A 15,529-nucleotide genomic window follows, 5' to 3' on the forward strand; every position below is an offset into this window, starting at 1 on the left:
ATTAGGCTGTGCCCTTCTTGTTTTTCATTTTTGCAACAAATATCATTTTCAAACTCATAGGTATCCAATTTTTTATTTTGTTTGTAATTCCAGGTACAGTAATATTTTTATTCTTCATAAATCTCCTATAAGCATATCCTGCAACACTTTCAGCAGTCATTGCACTTTTGGGAACTTTCGTTCCTTCTAGAGTAAAAAAATTTGTTGTTGTAGCACCAGGACATAATGTACAAACTTGCACTCCCTTTTCTTTTGCCTCATATCTTATTGCCCTACTATAACTTAATACAAAAGCTTTGCTAGCAAAATAAGTGCTAGTATACGGTCCCGGTTGAAAGGCACCAATAGATGAGATATTTAAAATTTTGCCATATTTCTGTCTATACATATCAGAAATATATAATTTACAAAGTTCTACAAGATTTATAACATTTAATATCATCATACTTTCATCACGCTTGAAATCAATTTTGTCTGTTGGACCAACCAATCCTATCCCTGCGTTATTCACAAGTATAGAAATATTTAAGTTATCCTTTTTTGTTATGCTGTATAGTTGTGATGCTGCTCCCAATTTTCCCATATCCTGTTGATACACAAATACTGATGTTTTGAATTTATCTTCCAATTTTTTCTTGACCTCTTGCAATTTTTTGATATTAGAAGAAACTATGACAATTCCATATCCATCCCTAGCAAAATTCTTTGCAAATTCAAAACCTATTCCACTTGTTCCTCCCGTAATCAATACATATTTCATACACAAACGCTCCTTTCTCTTTAGAGTTTTATTTCTCCCACTAAGTTTAAATTAATTATCTAGTGGCTAGCCATCAAATAAATTATAGAAAAAAGAAGCATTATAGTAATTCACATAGGTTAATTGGAAGAATTATTTTTTAATTTTCTTCTTATCCTGCTTAAAGATGCAGCCCTTATGCCTATATAGGATGCAATATATTTCAATTCAACTCTATCATTGAAATGAGGATATTGTCTGCAAAAATCAATATATCGTTCTTCTGCATTCATTAAGGCTAAATTTCTAACCCTGTCTTCCAATTTACCCACTTCCCTCAAATAATACCTTACAAATATACTATTCAATTTTTCATCTTTTGTTATAATTTTATGTATTAATTTATATGGGAGTTGAATACACTCACAATCCTCAAGACATTCAATAGTAAATGATGAAACACATTCTACTCGTAAACCTTCAGAAGAAAAGAATTCATTATCGCTGCTAAAACATTTTGTAATATCATTCCCCTGATCATCAATATAATATCCCCTAACTATCCCATGGATTATAAAATAAAGACTTGTAGACTTCATTCCTTCCAACAATACAATATGTTTGGCAGAAAACTTTATAAAAAAAGCTTCCTTGTTAATCATATCAGCAGTACTTTCCTCTATTTTTATTCCAAGTCCTGCTTCCAAATATTCACTCACATTCACCCTTTTCCTCATCTCCCCTTTTATCCTTCAAATTTTTTTAACTATAAATTACTACAAAAATTTTTTCTAAAATTCAGCGGCGATACATTTTTAACTTTTTTATATATACGGCTGAAATAATTTACATCACTAAATCCACAATTCAATGCTATTTCTGTTATATTTAAATCAGTTTTTTGCAGCAGTGAATCTGCTTTTTGTATTCTAAGGTTATTTATATAATTCGTTAGAGATCTACCTGTAATTTGTTTAAATGTCCTGCAAAAATGCTCTTTACTAATATGAGCCATTTCTGAAATTTCATCTAAAGTTATCTTTTCAGTAAAATTTTCGTTGATGTACAAAAATATATTTTTTAATCTGTTTAGATTATCAACTCGACAGTTAAATTGTTTTGCTGTTAAAATTTTTTCAACATATCTTCTAAATAACAGTACAATAAGTTCATATATATATGCTTTTACAGCCAGTTCGTATCCAAGCCTTTTTGAAAAATACTCCTCAATAATTTTATCTGCACAATTGAGTATCTCCTTATCATTCCTAACTAGATTTTTAAATAAAATGAGGTTCTTTGCCAGTGGTACCATGAACTTGGTCTGGCAGGAGTCCATCTGACTACTAAAGAGAAATGAAAGGTCAACCCTTATAATATAATATATTAAATTATCACATAAGCTTTCACAGTAATGAAGTTCATTGCTGTTCACAATTATAAAATCCCCAGCTTTTACATGAATACTTTTATAATTGCACCTGATTAAGGCACTACCCTGGATAAAATAAAAAAATTGAAGATGCTCATGCCAATTTTCTTCAAATGTAGCTCCTAGCTTATTAACTTTTACTTTAAATATATCTACAAAAAAATTTCTATTGGGCATATCTTTATAATAATAATTAATTTTAGACTTATTCATAATTGCAGCATCTCCTTATATCAATATAATGCTAATATCAATCAATATATTCAATGAAATTCAATACTTATATTGTTATTATATATCTAGATGTTTCACTAGTAAATATCAATAAAATACTACTATTTTAAAAAGAAAGGGGTTATCTAACTAACATGGAATATAAAAATAAATACGGAATTTTACTTGTTGTTATATCTATGACTTTTATGTCTTGTCTTGTTTCTAATATTGTTAATGTAGCTCTGCCTGTAATGTCAAAAAAACTTTCAGTACCTATGGTATCTATAGAATGGGTTGTAGCAAGTTATATCATCTCGATTTGCTCAACTATTTTAATATTTGGAAGGCTAGGTGATATAATAGGCAAAATGAAGGTATTTAAATTTGGAATGGTTGTCTTTACTATCGCTTCTTTCACATGCGGCATTTCAACTTCATTTACAGAGCTTATTATATTTAGAATCATACAAGGCATTGGTGCTTCAGCTTACATGGCCAACAATCAAGGTATTATAACTCAGGTTTTTCCAAGAAATGAAAGGGGAAAAGCCCTTGGAATTTTGGCATCCTCTGTTGCCCTAGGAACCTTAATAGGGTCACCTGCTGGTGGATTTATTACCTACTATCTAAGTTGGAATTATATATTTTTCGTCAATGTACCTATTGGAGTAATTGCATTTATCGCTGCTTTAAAAGTATTGCCCCATAGTAAAAACCAAAATAAGGAGATAAATAGTAAACTTGATGTAAAAGGATCAACCTTTATTTTCCTATCAATGGTACTTTTATTTGGCTCCCTGATTCAAGGGCAGAAGGTCGGATATAATAATCCTATTATAATTACAATATTTATTGTATCTATTCTATTTATAGCAGTATTTATTGTATTAGAAAATAAAATAGAAAAACCTCTCATACAAATGAAAATTTTTAAGAACAATGTATTTTCTTTAAGCTTGTTTTGTGCATTTATATCATTTGTTTGTCTAAATGCTTCAATAATTATAATACCTTTTTATCTTCAAGATGCAATGAAACTAAACTCTAGTATAACAGGTCTTATAATGATAGTACAGCCACTAGTCATGGCTGTGATTTCTCCGCTTTCAGGAAACTTGTCAGACAAAATAGGCTCCAAGCTTTTAAGTTTTTTAGGACTCTTGCTTATGAGTATAAGTTTTATATTCCTATCATTTTTAAATCAATATTCTTCTATAACAAAGATTATACTTTATATTGTTGTATTAGCTTTAGGACAATCACTGTTTCAACCTTCAAATAATTCACTTATAATGTCAACAGTTCCTAAAAATGAACTAGGAATAGCCGGAAGTGTCAATTCTCTTGTGAGAAACTTAGGACAAATTATAGGAATTATACTTTCCACAAGCCTCTTATATAGTTTTATGAGCATTAAGATAGGTTATCGTGTAACAGATTATGTTACAGGAAGAGATGATATTTTTGTATATGGAATGAAATATGTATATATTGTTCTAACTATTGTATGTGCCTTCGGGGCACTACTCACTGCTTTTAGAATGCACAATAAGAAAATCACACAAATAGATCAGTCAGCTGCAGATGTACACGGTAAAAATTTTTAAAAATTGATTTCTGTATAATATTTTATTTCAAAGCATTTTAAACAATATTTACAGCAGTAAAAGCAATAAAAAATGTAAAATTCTAAACTATAACGTGATGTGAACTTAAAATTTTATAAAGGAAGTGAAATAAATTTGCATACATGGAAAACATATGGTATGATTTTCATAAAAAGGGAGCATGCTTAAGCATGCTGAGAGGAAGTATATGCTTCGACCTATAACTTGATTCGGATAATACCGACGTAAGGAAATATTTAATTTATGCTGTTTTTGTATGTTTTATGAGTGTAGATGGAATGTGCCTTACAAGGTATGTTCCATTTTTATATTTAAAAAGCAGTGGGGGAGCGCCCGAGGCTTTATAATAAAAATACAACTAAATAGCGAGGGAACTTGTGTTTCAAGGTGAGAGGAAGCTTTTGAGCTTCGACCGACCAATATGATTTGTCATATAGGGAATTGCTATTTGGTTACTCTAAAATTATGCCTGCGATAATGATGTTTATTTCCTATGTGATAAATTTAGAAAATAAATATTATTATGGAGGTACTTTATTATGGAAAGAAACTCAAAACTATTAAAAAAACTTATGCTGGCAATGATGGTGGCAATGGGAGTTGTCATTTCGCCAATTCTTCGTATAGAAGGAATGTGTCCTATGTCTTCTGTTATAAATATTACATGTGCAGTTTTTTTTGGACCTTGGTATGCGCTGCTTTGTGCTGTTTGTATTGGAATTATAAGAATGTTTCTTATGGGAATTCCACCTTTAGCTTTGACAGGTGCTGTTTTTGGAGCTTTTTTAGCAGGATTTTTATATAGGATATCTAAGAATACTTTAATTTTTGCAGTTTTAGGTGAAGTTATCGGAACAGGTATTATAGGTGCTGTTGTCTCATCGCCTATTATGACATATTTCTGGGGCAAAAAAGGACTTTCACTTATGTTTTATATTCCTTTATTCTTTACTGCTACAATTATTGGTGGAACAATTGCCTTTATTTTTTTAGGAGCATTAAGCAAAAATGGAATGCTTATAAAGATTCAGAAAAACTTGGGGGTAAAAGTTTATGAAAAATCAACAGATAGGGATAAACAACCTATTGCAAATAAAACGCAATGTTAAAATAAAAAAACCTCTTATTCATTATATTACAAATCCAATTTCAATAAATGATTGTGCAAATGCAATGCTTGCTATTGGGGCAAAACCTATTATGGCCGAGCATCCTCTAGAAGTTTCTGAAATTACATCTGCTTCTAACGCACTTGGTGTTAACCTTGGAAATATAACTGATGTTAGGATGAAATCCATGTTGATTTCAGGTAAAACAGCTTTTAAAGAGAGGATTCCCCAAGTAATTGATCTTGTTGGTGTTGGCTGCAGTAAATTGAGGTTTAATTATGCAAAAAAGTTTATTTCTCAGTGCCATCCAGATGTCATCAAAGGTAACTTATCTGAAATAAGAGCAATTTGTGGTATAGAAAGCAATGCAAAAGGAATAGATGCAGGAGAATGTGATAGGATAACAGATGATAACTTTGATGAAAATATAGAAATTGTGAAAAAACTATCCCTTAGAACAAATTCTGTTATTGCAGCTACTGGTGCAGTAGATGTAATAACTAACGGCAGCCAAACATATTTAATAAAAAACGGCTGTGAAATGCTTTCAATGGTAACAGGTACAGGATGTATGGTTACTGCACTCATAGCAAGTTATATTTCTTCCTTAGATATATTTGGTGGTACTATTTTAGCTGTATCACTTATGGGAATATGCGGGGAACTTTCTCAGCATACTACTGGTATAGGAAGCTTTAGGACTGATCTTATAGATAATTTATTTACAATTTCTGATAATACTATAACAAATAAAATAAAGTGTGAATTAAAATAATATAAACAGATTTCTAAGCATCAGATGGAGTTTTAACTCCACCTGATGCTTAGAAATCGTTATCCAGGGACGTAGCTGCTCTTTACTCCCACTTGGAGAAGAAGTGGGGGTATTAGAGCAGGTAGTCATCGGATAAAAAGCTTAAAAATTTGAGAACGTACCTAAATCAAGTACGTTCCCTCTATTCTATCGGCATATAGTTATAAACAGCTGACTCCACGGTACCTTTATAATCACTGCTGTATAACGTCAACACAGGAAACTTAACAATTTTATACGCCTGGGAAATGAATGTAATTAATGGTATTTCATTTTTCATAAAGCTCTTTAAATTTTTACTTCCTGAAGTAATATACCAGGCATGCTTATGAGAAGGTATAGTAAATACTTGCATATCTTTTGGTATTTGTCCTGCTTTTGAAACTTGTACCCCTACTATAAATGAAAAGCTGAATTTGTGAATTAAAGTTTTAGGCTTTTCATATTGAGGAAGACTGTCAATTCCATCTATTGTATAAATATCACAAGGATTTATCACATTACTAATTTCATCAATTCTTCTTCTAAAATTTTCAACTAGCTTAAATTCTTTTCCAAAGGGAATAAATTTTTTATATTCACAGCCAACAAAAGTCATCTCAGGTAAAGTAGTTGTACCCATATTATTTTCAATTTCATCAGCACTAACCTTGGAACACTCTGTATACACTTTTTTCATCTTACAATTAACTGATGAAAGATTTTCTTGAAATTTTTTGTACTTTGAACTGAGCACCTTTAAATCTTCATCTATTAATTTAAGTAAATCGTTCATATATTTTATATTATCCTTAGAACTTGCATAACTTATAAACTGCTCTAATAATTTCAAATCAGTTTCAGTTAGTTCAGCATCATACAAATTATCTACATAATTTTGAATGTCTTCTTCATTCATTGAATAAAAATCTTTATCTCTGTTTTTAATTATTTCTTCAAGCAAATTCCAATCAATTTCATCTGATTCCATGCTTTCTAATATTTCTTTATTAACTTTTAACTCATGACTGTCGTCAAGTACTTTAACAAGATGAATCCATGCATTTTCCTTTTCTCTTCTGTCAATTGGCTCATCAAGGTAATTTGAATACTTCAAACAAATGTATCTACCAAAAAATCCAGGAAAGATGCGTATCAGCTCTTTTTTCATATACCCTTCTTTTTCCCTTTCACTCATGTCAAGGCTTCTTTTTAACAGCATCATGTCATCAGTAACTTTTCCTATATCGGAATTTAGAAAATTAATATCATTTATGCACAGCTGGAAAATGTCTTTGGATCTTTCCATATTTAAAATTTGTGCCTTTATCTTATTTAAATGTTCTGTAAATATCTCTTCCATTTCTTTAGGATTCACTATTATTTCTCTAATCTTTTTTACTGGTATATCAAAGTTTCTTAAAACAGAGATTTGCTTTAATTTTTCAATATCTTCTTTAGTATAATCCCTATAATTATTTTCCTTATTTACTGAAGGACTAATAAGTCCATTTTCCTCATAATAGTTTATGGCTTTTTTTGTAAGAGATGTGATCTCCATAACTTCACTTATCTTCATTAAAAATTCCCCCTTAGATACTATTCATAGTATAAACCAGTACCCAAGGCATCAGTCAATAATCAATTTTTCATACATCCAAAATGGAATCCAGGCCATCAGGCATGGACAATGCTCAAATAATATAATTTAATTCTTGGCACGGGTAATTAAAAACTGTAATAAATTTTCCTTCAATAAAACCTATACTCTGATACAATTTTCGGGCAGCTATACCTTTTACGTCACCTTCACGGTAAGTTATCACTTTTAAATTTGTACCTTTAGGGAACAAATCAAACATATGCTGTATTAAATTTGTCGCAATTCCATTCTTTCGATACCTTGGATGAGTTGCAAGAAATGCAAGTTCACAATTCTTTCTTGAAAATATTAGTTCCCCTACTAATTTTCCTTTATCATTTTTTGCAATTAATGCCTCTTGATTCAAAATACTTTGGTGCAGCACATTTTTATATTCTTTTAAATCTAGTCCAGGAAAGCTTTCTTTAACAAGCTCTAACAAATCTATCCAACTCTGAAAATCGCAGTTATCTGCGTAATCTACTTTCACAACCTTCACCTCTTTTTTGATACCTAATTTTTCTATACTAATAAGTTTATAAATTCTTCGAACCTATATTCTTATATCAAAATCGTGCTAAATTTCAGCAATACAATTCTTGCTTTATACCGCCAATACAATTATTATAATACAAGTACCTTCTATTAATGAACATAAAAATTTTTAAAGTGGTGATAAAAAGTGAAAAAATCAAAAGTAGAAAGAATAAATTTTTACAGCAATATACTTCGTAAAGAAATGGCTGTGTCGGTATATTTGCCTGAAGGCTATAATGATTCAGCTCCCCTACCTGTATTATATTTTCTGCATGGAAGAAGTGGAAATGAAAATATACTTCTTCAGCTAGGTATGGATACTAAAGCCGATGAAATGATAAATATCGAAAAAATAAAACCTATGATAATTGTATGTCCAAGATATGAAAACAGCCGCGGCTTGAATTCATCCTTAATCTGTAAAGAAGTACCTGATCCCGGGAATAACAATAGAACTATAAATCTTGGAATGTATGAAGATTATTTTATAAAAGAAATAATACCTCTGACAGATAAAACCTTCAATACCATAAAAGATAGAAAAGGAAGATACATAGGTGGAATATCTGCCGGTGGTTATGCAGCCCTTCACAATGCCCTAAGACATCAATCTATGTTTTCAAAAGTTGGAGGACATATGCCTGCTTTAGAACTGAAACTTGAAGATGAAGACAAACCATATTTTAAAGACATGGATATATGGGAAAAATATGATCCCATACATATTGCCAAAAACAGTAGTATTTCTTCCGATATTGATGTATATCTTGACGCTGGAGATAAGGACGAAGGTGGTTTTTATGAAGGCTGTTCAATATTACATAAAATATTGAAGGAAAAAAGAGTAACTTCTCAAAATCATGTATTTTGTGGTAACCACAGTGCGGAATATATAAAATCAAATATTGAGAAATATTTACAGTTTTATGGACGCTAATATTAATTTTTAAGGAATCTGCTGAAATTTTTCCAACCGTTTTTCACTTTTCTACATTGAAGCAAAAAAGGTGGCCTCAGCCATTAAATTCAAACAGCTTAAGGCACTTGTGTTTTGCAAATTGGTTGGAAAAACTTCTGACTTTCACTTGCCAGGATCTATTCAATAAAGCCTTTTGTCTGCATTTTTTCTGTATTACAAAACAATGCCATTCCTGTTTTCATTTTTCTAAAACTTAATTTTTCATAAAAGGCTTCTTTACCCGGTGAAGCATACAATATAAAATTGCACTGTGGAATACGATTTAAAATACCATTAACAATTGTTCTTCCAACATTTTTACCTTGATATTCAGGTAATACTGCTACATCATAAATTGCAGCCTGGTAAGTTCCATCTGAAATTGCACGACCAAAACCAATTAATTTATTATTATCAAAAACAAATATAGTAGTATGACTATTTTTAAAAGCTTTCTCATGCACTTTTCCTTCAAAATATGACATTCCAGCTTTTTTCAATATCTCACATACGTCATCCCAATTAATATTTAAACAATTATATTGAATCTTAAGCTCCATATTTTCCCCTCCTTGAAATAATATAACCTTATCTATAAGTATAAATGCTTACACAGCGTAAGCTTCAAGTGAAATTTCTACATACATTATATGGCAGATTTAAGGCTGGATATTTATTAAATATGGAGAATTTTATGAAAGAGTACATAGAAATCTCTTCCTGATGATGACCAAATTGAGCTTGGAAAACACAATATAAATATTGAAATTGTAAAATCAGCAGGACATTCAATGGCTTGGGAAAATCCTAAAGGATTAGCAGAAGCAATTAAAAAAGGTATTCTTTATGCAAGATTAAATTTTTAATTGATATATTATTGGCTACATTCCTTCTCGTTTAAATCCCTCAATTTTCAATTTACACTTCCATACGATTCTTAGCATTGTTACAGATATTGCTGCAAGTAATACTGTAAATATTACAAGGATATAGTCACCTGTATTAACCGCTCCTATCAATTCCACAAAAAAACAAATAACTTCTGCAAGGGAAAGTACTTTGAAAAGATTTCCAATTCTTTTGTATTGAGCAATTTTTGATTCCACATCTGTATACATTTCAAAAGGGCCATCTGATGCTTTCTTTTTCAAATATACCCATCTCCACCATTGGCCTACAACTTGTACTCCTATATCGTTCATAAAAGATGAATAATCAACTGTATCACCTTTCCAATTATCAAACAAATCCATTTGATAATTATATTCTCCAGGTTCACATGGTTCAAAAGTATAAAATCCAAGGAAAAATTTTTTGAATTCCCATCCATCTAAAGACATTTTTTTTAACCAAGCTTCTTCTTCATCTTTTTCATAATACAATTTAAATTTTAGCATATATTTATACCTCCTTAATCATCCATCTTTTCGCGTTATTTATAAGTTCTTCCAGCCTATTGACTTCTTCTTTAAATACTTCTGTCCCCATATCTGTAATGAGATATTCCTTTTTTTTTCTTGATTTTGTATCCTCACTATATAAACTAATCCATCTCTTTTTAAGCATTGAATTAATAGCACCATATAAAGTTCCTGGCCCTAGCGTTACCCTTCCATCTGTCATTTTGCTCACATCCTGAATAATTCCATATCCATGGTTGGGTTTTTGTGTCGCCAATAAAATATAAAATGAAGCCTCTGTTAAAGGTGTACTATTGTCCAAATCTATCAACCCCCGTTATATCGTCATACGATATATACTAATATATCACCTGCCGATATATTAGTCAATAATATTTTATCTGATTTTTAAACATTTTTGTAGAATTATATAATATAATAAAGTCAAAGAAAAAATAGAATAAATCAATATGAAACTATAATTTAAGCGGATATAACAGCATGTTTCTAATCCTTTTTTCACTTAAATTATATAGGGAGATAAGCAGATGACAGAAAAAGAAAATGATAAAAAGCTAAATATTAAAAAAATATTATCCAATACTTTAATAATTTCTTTCACAGTTTTAGTATTAGGATTTGCTATAAATTTTAAATATGCAGTAGGATATCTATCTATTCTTATTGTTCATGAACTGGGACATTATATTACAGCAAAGTTTTTGAAACTGAATGTCACTTTTGGAGGGTTCACCCCAATTGGAGCGTATATAACTCATGAAGATCCTAAAAATTGCAAAGAAAATGCACTTATTGCACTAGGAGGACCATTATTAGGAGGGATATGTGGGCTTATTTGCTATATAATTTATTATATTATAGGAGATTACACATTTTTAGTATTAAGTTTCACTTCAATAATAATAAATTTGAGCAATTTAATACCAGTAAAGCCCCTTGATGGCGGACATATAGTTGAATCAATATCTCCTATTCTATGTTATATTGGATTTCCATTTTTAATATATCTGTTTATATCAGTAAATAATTTAAAAAGTAAGATAATATTACTTTTTATTATGGCAGCAGGTGCTTATCAAACCTATAATTTTACCATTAAATATAAAACAGATTCTTATTATAAGCTAGACAAACATAGTAAAATAATTTTTATAATTATATATAGCCTATTGGTATTATCCTTGGCTGGGAGTGCAATATACATTTATAACACCTTTGATTATAAATATATATTTAAAAATATATCTAGATATAAATAATCATAATTATATTATTTTTCTCAAGTGTAATTTACTTTTGATACATTCCATGTTTATGAAATTCATACCATTTATTAATTTCATCTGCAGGTTTAATCTTTAAATATAGCATAATTTCTTTAGCAAATTCTAATGCTGCTGTTCCATTTGCAGTAATGACATTGGAATCACTTACTGCTTGTTTCTCAACATAATTACTCTTTCCTTTATAATGAGGTGACTGAGATTTCAAAAATTCTAATGTATTACTTGTATGTTTTCTATTATCCAAGTAACCATTTTCACCCATAAAAAAGGTGGCACCACAAATTGCTGCTACTGGAATATTATGATCAAGTGCATAATCAACTATAGGTTTAACATTATTATTTTTCTTTTCCGTCCATGCATTGCCGCCAATTAATAAAAGCATTACAAATTCCTTAGGATAGTCCTTTATACAATAGTCTGGAACGGTATGAAAGCCTCCCATTGATATCTTAAGTTCTTTATCAAAACTTAAAGTTTTAACAGCATATTCTGTTTCTGGTGCATTAAGTTCAGAACATATGTAAGCACTCTCCCAATCAGCATATCCATCAAAAATAAATGCAAGTATTTCTTTTTTCATTATTAAGCACATCCTTTCTTAAACATTATATATAAATAAAGCTGACACCTGTATGTCATCTTAGAAAAATTTTTCCTTAGGTACTTATACATAGTATAAAGCAGCTTCTAAGGAGCCAGTCAATAATCAATTCACAAATAGTGATATAATTATATTATCATTTTATCTGGTGGCTACCTACTGTAACACTCCCACCAAGTAAGATTCATTGATAATAAGTGAGGTATAATATGCTGGAAATATTTATTTGTGACGACAACAAATCTTATAGAGATAAAATTAAACAAATTATTGAGAACACTATTTTGAGGGAATCTTTAGATTTGCATATACCCCTCTGCACTAACAGCCCAATAGAACTATTAAAATATGTAGAAGATCATGCAGCAACTGGAATTTACTTTCTGGATGTTGATTTAAAAAGCAGCATGAATGGAATAAAGCTTGGTGAAAAAATAAGAGACTTAGACCCCTTTGGATTTATAATATTTACAACTATCCATATGGAAATGAGCTATCTCGTATTTAAATACAAAGTTGAAGCAATGGACTATGTTGCTAAAGACGAAGATGATTTTAAAGCACGGGTAACAAGTTGTCTTATGAAGGCTTATAATATTTATACTAGAGAGAATCTTAGTGAAGGATATATTAAAGTAAATGAAGATTCTAGAATAATAAATATAAAGCTATCTGATATCTTATTTATTGATACAAGCAGTACCCCTCATAAGATAAGAGTACATGAGGAAAATAGACAAATAGAGTTTTATGGAAATCTTAAAGATATAGAACAAAAACTAACTTCAAATTTTTACAGGTGTCATAAGTCCTATATTGTAAATAAAAACAAGATTGACGAAATAGATTTGAAAAATAACAAAATCATTATGGTAAATGGCGAAGAATGTCTTGTTTCTTTTAGATATAAGAGAGGTCTTATAAAATGATTATTAAAAAATTTCCCATAAGCAAACTTTTTACAGATGTGTTCTTCCCTTCACTGCAAATTAGCTTATTGTGTTGTATTTCAATATACATATTATTTAAAGATAAAGTTACCTTAAATGTAATGAAAAAGTACTTTCTCATATCTTTTGTAGTTGGAGTGGTGCTTCAAACTGGTTCATATACCATAATACTCCCTATCTTTACAATACTAATAATATTTTTATTAAAAAATAGTAAAGACATAAAAAGTACTATAGAAATAATCATAACCATTTTTACAATATACTTTATTAACATCATGTATAATGGAATTTTAAAACTAGATGTTTATAAAACAATATCTTTTAAAAATTGCATTTTTGAACTCATAATTATTCTATTTTTTATACTTTTAATATATATAATTAAAAAACATATTCCATGTAAACTTAAGAAATCGAGAAAAATTTCACTACAGCAAATAAGATATAGAATGATTCTAAGTATAAGTATTCCTATAGCTTTAAGTATATTCTTTATTTATCCTCTGGCAGATTCAGCAAATTACTTTGGAATATATTTTATAATTGAATGCTATCTTCCACTTGGGATTCCTCTTATTTCAATAATACTCATACTTATAATAATTTATAATTATGACAAGAGTTTAAAAATTGAATTTGATTTAAAAAGAGAAATTGAAGAAAAAGACAGAATAGAAGAATATGCACATGTAGTTGAAGAAATGTACAGTGAAACCAGAAAGTTTAAACACGATTACATAAATATGCTTATTCCCCTTAAGGAATATATAGATACTTCTAATGTGAATGATCTCAAGGATTTCTTTTATGATAATGTACTCAACATAGACAAAGATATAAAGTGGAATAACACAAATATAGATAAGTTAAAACATATTAAGATACTGCCTTTAAAGGCCCTGATTTCTACAAAACTAATAAAAGCATTATCCTCAAGGATAAATATAAAAGTAGAAATAGTGGAAGATATATCTCAAATATCTATGAACATAATGGATTTATGCAGAATACTTGGAATACTTTTGGATAATGCAATAGAAGCATCTATGAAATGTGATTTGTCTAAGCTATATTTCTGCATTTGTGTAAAAAAGGATTATGTGGTTATAGCCGTTCACAATAACTTTGGGAATACAAAACCAGTGATACACAAAATATATGAAAAAGGTTTTTCAACTAAAGGAGATGGAAGAGGCCTTGGCTTATATATCTTAAAAGATATTATAGATACAAAATACAATAATGTATTTATAGATACATCTGTTGAGGGCAATATGTTTATACAGGAATTATGGATTAAGAATATGCATGGGACATCCTAACTAGGATGTCTTTTTCTTTAACGTAAATTTTTTAATCTTAACCGTATCAGCTTCTGCTATTTATGAGTTCAGGATAGTCTCTTTGGACTAATACATAAAATATGCACTAATACCTGTTAATATGTAATTGAAGTTTGGAGCTGCAAACAAAAATTACTCTTTTAAGAAAGGATAAAAAATGGAACCAATTTTAGAAGTAAAAAATTTAAGTAAATATTATAAAAATGAAAAAGTAATTGACAACATCAATATGAAGGTATTCAAAGGAGACATCTATGGTTTTATAGGACCAAATGGTGCTGGGAAAACAACAACTATAAAAACTATTTTGCGTTTACTAAAGCCTTCAAGTGGTGAAGTCTTCATAGGCGGCAAAAATGTATTAAAAAATGGAGAAAACAATCCTTCAGATATAGGAGCCATGATAGACTATCCTAGCTTTTACAACAACTTATCTGGATATAAAAATTTAATGCTCTATGCAAATGTCTTGAATCTCAGCAAAAAGAGAGTTTATGAAGTTTTAGAATTAGTAAAATTGATGGAAGATAAAGATAAAAAAGTAAGCAATTATTCTATGGGAATGAAGCAGAGGCTTGCAGTGGCAAGAGCATTTTTATCAAAGCCTAGAATTGTAATATTAGACGAGCCAACTAATGGTCTGGACCCAGAGGGAGTAAGAGATATGAGAGATTTAATTAAAAAATTAGCTAGAGAAAATGGTACAACTTTCATATATTGCTCTCACATTTTAAATGAAGTACAAAACATATGTAATAGAGTAGCAATGATAAATAAAGGCAGGATAATCATTGAAGACTCTATGGAAAATATGCTTAAAAGTGCTAATTCTCTAGAAGACTATTTTATGAAAGCAGTGGGACTCTAA

The 15,529-nt window shown here is 29.7% G+C and carries 17 protein-coding genes and 1 riboswitch; of the genes, 8 read left to right on the forward strand and 9 right to left on the reverse strand.

Annotation, left to right across the window (positions count from 1 at the left end; all coding sequences use genetic code 11):
- Window position 1 precedes the first annotated feature (1 nt).
- From DMR38_RS17500 to DMR38_RS17510, 3 genes are all read right to left on the reverse strand, one after another.
- Window positions 2-760: an SDR family oxidoreductase gene (locus DMR38_RS17500; RefSeq protein WP_127722515.1), complete on the reverse strand. Its 759-nt coding sequence runs from the start codon at window positions 758-760 to the stop codon at window positions 2-4.
- Between the two features lie 119 nt (window positions 761-879).
- Complete coding sequence (locus DMR38_RS17505; protein WP_127722516.1) at window positions 880-1,464, reverse strand: Crp/Fnr family transcriptional regulator; 585 nt, start codon at window positions 1,462-1,464, stop codon at window positions 880-882.
- A 41-nt stretch (window positions 1,465-1,505) separates the two neighbouring features.
- Window positions 1,506-2,384, reverse strand: a complete 879-nt coding sequence (locus tag DMR38_RS17510) for an AraC family transcriptional regulator (RefSeq protein ID WP_127722517.1) — start codon at window positions 2,382-2,384, stop codon at window positions 1,506-1,508.
- Between the two features lie 155 nt (window positions 2,385-2,539).
- On the opposite strand from DMR38_RS17510, the gene DMR38_RS17515 reads away from it, so the two are divergent.
- From DMR38_RS17515 to thiM, 3 genes are all read left to right on the forward strand, one after another.
- Window positions 2,540-3,994 carry an MFS transporter gene (locus DMR38_RS17515; protein WP_127722518.1) on the forward strand — a complete coding sequence of 485 codons (1,455 nt, stop codon included), beginning with the start codon at window positions 2,540-2,542 and terminating at the stop codon, window positions 3,992-3,994.
- 163 nt (window positions 3,995-4,157) lie between these two features.
- Window positions 4,158-4,263: riboswitch (TPP riboswitch) on the forward strand.
- A 291-nt stretch (window positions 4,264-4,554) separates the two neighbouring features.
- Window positions 4,555-5,124, forward strand: coding sequence for an energy coupling factor transporter S component ThiW (gene thiW / locus DMR38_RS17520; protein WP_127722519.1), 570 nt, complete (start codon window positions 4,555-4,557; stop codon window positions 5,122-5,124).
- On the forward strand, window positions 5,102-5,899 hold the full coding sequence (gene thiM, locus DMR38_RS17525; RefSeq protein ID WP_175413142.1) for a hydroxyethylthiazole kinase: 798 nt from the start codon (window positions 5,102-5,104) through the stop codon (window positions 5,897-5,899). The genes thiW and thiM overlap by 23 nt, the downstream gene beginning before the upstream one ends.
- Window positions 5,900-6,080: 181 nt before the next feature.
- Here thiM and DMR38_RS17535 read toward each other — a convergent pair whose 3' ends face one another.
- Both DMR38_RS17535 and DMR38_RS17540 read right to left on the reverse strand, forming a co-directional pair.
- Window positions 6,081-7,496, reverse strand: coding sequence for a MerR family transcriptional regulator (locus DMR38_RS17535; RefSeq protein ID WP_127722521.1), 1,416 nt, complete (start codon window positions 7,494-7,496; stop codon window positions 6,081-6,083).
- Window positions 7,497-7,611: 115 nt separating this feature from the next.
- Complete coding sequence (locus DMR38_RS17540) at window positions 7,612-8,049, reverse strand: GNAT family N-acetyltransferase (RefSeq protein ID WP_127722522.1); 438 nt, start codon at window positions 8,047-8,049, stop codon at window positions 7,612-7,614.
- A gap of 192 nt (window positions 8,050-8,241) precedes the next feature.
- Between DMR38_RS17540 and DMR38_RS17545 the strand changes: the two genes are divergently transcribed.
- A complete protein-coding gene (locus DMR38_RS17545) occupies window positions 8,242-9,033 on the forward strand; it encodes an alpha/beta hydrolase-fold protein (RefSeq protein WP_127722523.1) in 792 nt (263 codons plus the stop codon).
- 158 nt (window positions 9,034-9,191) lie between these two features.
- Here the strand turns inward: DMR38_RS17545 and DMR38_RS17550 are convergent, their stop codons facing one another.
- The 3 genes from DMR38_RS17550 to DMR38_RS17565 form a co-directional block, all read right to left on the reverse strand.
- Window positions 9,192-9,614: a GNAT family N-acetyltransferase gene (locus DMR38_RS17550; RefSeq protein WP_127722524.1), complete on the reverse strand. Its 423-nt coding sequence runs from the start codon at window positions 9,612-9,614 to the stop codon at window positions 9,192-9,194.
- A gap of 321 nt (window positions 9,615-9,935) precedes the next feature.
- Window positions 9,936-10,451, reverse strand: a complete 516-nt coding sequence (locus DMR38_RS17560; RefSeq protein ID WP_127722525.1) for a DUF2812 domain-containing protein — start codon at window positions 10,449-10,451, stop codon at window positions 9,936-9,938.
- Between the two features lie 4 nt (window positions 10,452-10,455).
- Complete coding sequence (locus tag DMR38_RS17565; RefSeq protein WP_127722526.1) at window positions 10,456-10,776, reverse strand: PadR family transcriptional regulator; 321 nt, start codon at window positions 10,774-10,776, stop codon at window positions 10,456-10,458.
- Window positions 10,777-11,002: 226 nt separating this feature from the next.
- Here DMR38_RS17565 and DMR38_RS17570 point away from each other — a divergent pair, with 226 nt between their 5' ends.
- Window positions 11,003-11,734: a site-2 protease family protein gene (locus tag DMR38_RS17570; protein WP_127722527.1), complete on the forward strand. Its 732-nt coding sequence runs from the start codon at window positions 11,003-11,005 to the stop codon at window positions 11,732-11,734.
- Window positions 11,735-11,765: 31 nt separating this feature from the next.
- On the opposite strand, the gene DMR38_RS17575 is transcribed toward DMR38_RS17570, so the two are convergent.
- The gene (locus DMR38_RS17575) at window positions 11,766-12,344 is read right to left on the reverse strand and encodes a type 1 glutamine amidotransferase family protein (RefSeq protein ID WP_127722528.1); all 579 of its coding nucleotides are present in this window, start codon (window positions 12,342-12,344) and stop codon (window positions 11,766-11,768) included.
- A 230-nt stretch (window positions 12,345-12,574) separates the two neighbouring features.
- Between DMR38_RS17575 and DMR38_RS17580 the strand changes: the two genes are divergently transcribed.
- The 3 genes from DMR38_RS17580 to DMR38_RS17590 all read left to right on the forward strand — a co-directional run bounded on the left by DMR38_RS17580 (window position 12,575) and on the right by DMR38_RS17590 (window position 15,529).
- Window positions 12,575-13,294 carry a LytTR family DNA-binding domain-containing protein gene (locus DMR38_RS17580; protein WP_127722529.1) on the forward strand — a complete coding sequence of 240 codons (720 nt, stop codon included), beginning with the start codon at window positions 12,575-12,577 and terminating at the stop codon, window positions 13,292-13,294.
- A complete protein-coding gene (locus DMR38_RS17585) occupies window positions 13,291-14,640 on the forward strand; it encodes a GHKL domain-containing protein (RefSeq protein WP_137440578.1) in 1,350 nt (449 codons plus the stop codon). Before DMR38_RS17580 ends, DMR38_RS17585 begins: the two co-directional genes overlap by 4 nt.
- Window positions 14,641-14,818: 178 nt before the next feature.
- The gene (locus DMR38_RS17590) at window positions 14,819-15,529 is read left to right on the forward strand and encodes an ATP-binding cassette domain-containing protein (RefSeq protein WP_127722530.1); all 711 of its coding nucleotides are present in this window, start codon (window positions 14,819-14,821) and stop codon (window positions 15,527-15,529) included.

This window comes from Clostridium sp. AWRP (genome assembly GCF_004006395.2).
Lineage (GTDB): Bacteria > Bacillota > Clostridia > Clostridiales > Clostridiaceae > Clostridium_B.

Coding starts and splice junctions, on each gene's coding strand:
- DMR38_RS17500 (WP_127722515.1), bottom strand. CDS start 760: ATGAAATATGTATTGATTACGGGAGGAACAAGTGGAATAGGTTTTGAA.
- DMR38_RS17510 (WP_127722517.1), bottom strand. CDS start 2,384: ATGAATAAGTCTAAAATTAATTATTATTATAAAGATATGCCCAATAGA.
- DMR38_RS17515 (WP_127722518.1), top strand. CDS start 2,540: ATGGAATATAAAAATAAATACGGAATTTTACTTGTTGTTATATCTATG.
- thiW (WP_127722519.1), top strand. CDS start 4,555: ATGGAAAGAAACTCAAAACTATTAAAAAAACTTATGCTGGCAATGATG.
- DMR38_RS17535 (WP_127722521.1), bottom strand. CDS start 7,496: ATGAAGATAAGTGAAGTTATGGAGATCACATCTCTTACAAAAAAAGCC.
- DMR38_RS17550 (WP_127722524.1), bottom strand. CDS start 9,614: ATGGAGCTTAAGATTCAATATAATTGTTTAAATATTAATTGGGATGAC.
- DMR38_RS17560 (WP_127722525.1), bottom strand. CDS start 10,451: ATGCTAAAATTTAAATTGTATTATGAAAAAGATGAAGAAGAAGCTTGG.
- DMR38_RS17570 (WP_127722527.1), top strand. CDS start 11,003: ATGACAGAAAAAGAAAATGATAAAAAGCTAAATATTAAAAAAATATTA.
- DMR38_RS17575 (WP_127722528.1), bottom strand. CDS start 12,344: ATGAAAAAAGAAATACTTGCATTTATTTTTGATGGATATGCTGATTGG.
- DMR38_RS17580 (WP_127722529.1), top strand. CDS start 12,575: ATGCTGGAAATATTTATTTGTGACGACAACAAATCTTATAGAGATAAA.
- DMR38_RS17585 (WP_137440578.1), top strand. CDS start 13,291: ATGATTATTAAAAAATTTCCCATAAGCAAACTTTTTACAGATGTGTTC.
- DMR38_RS17590 (WP_127722530.1), top strand. CDS start 14,819: ATGGAACCAATTTTAGAAGTAAAAAATTTAAGTAAATATTATAAAAAT.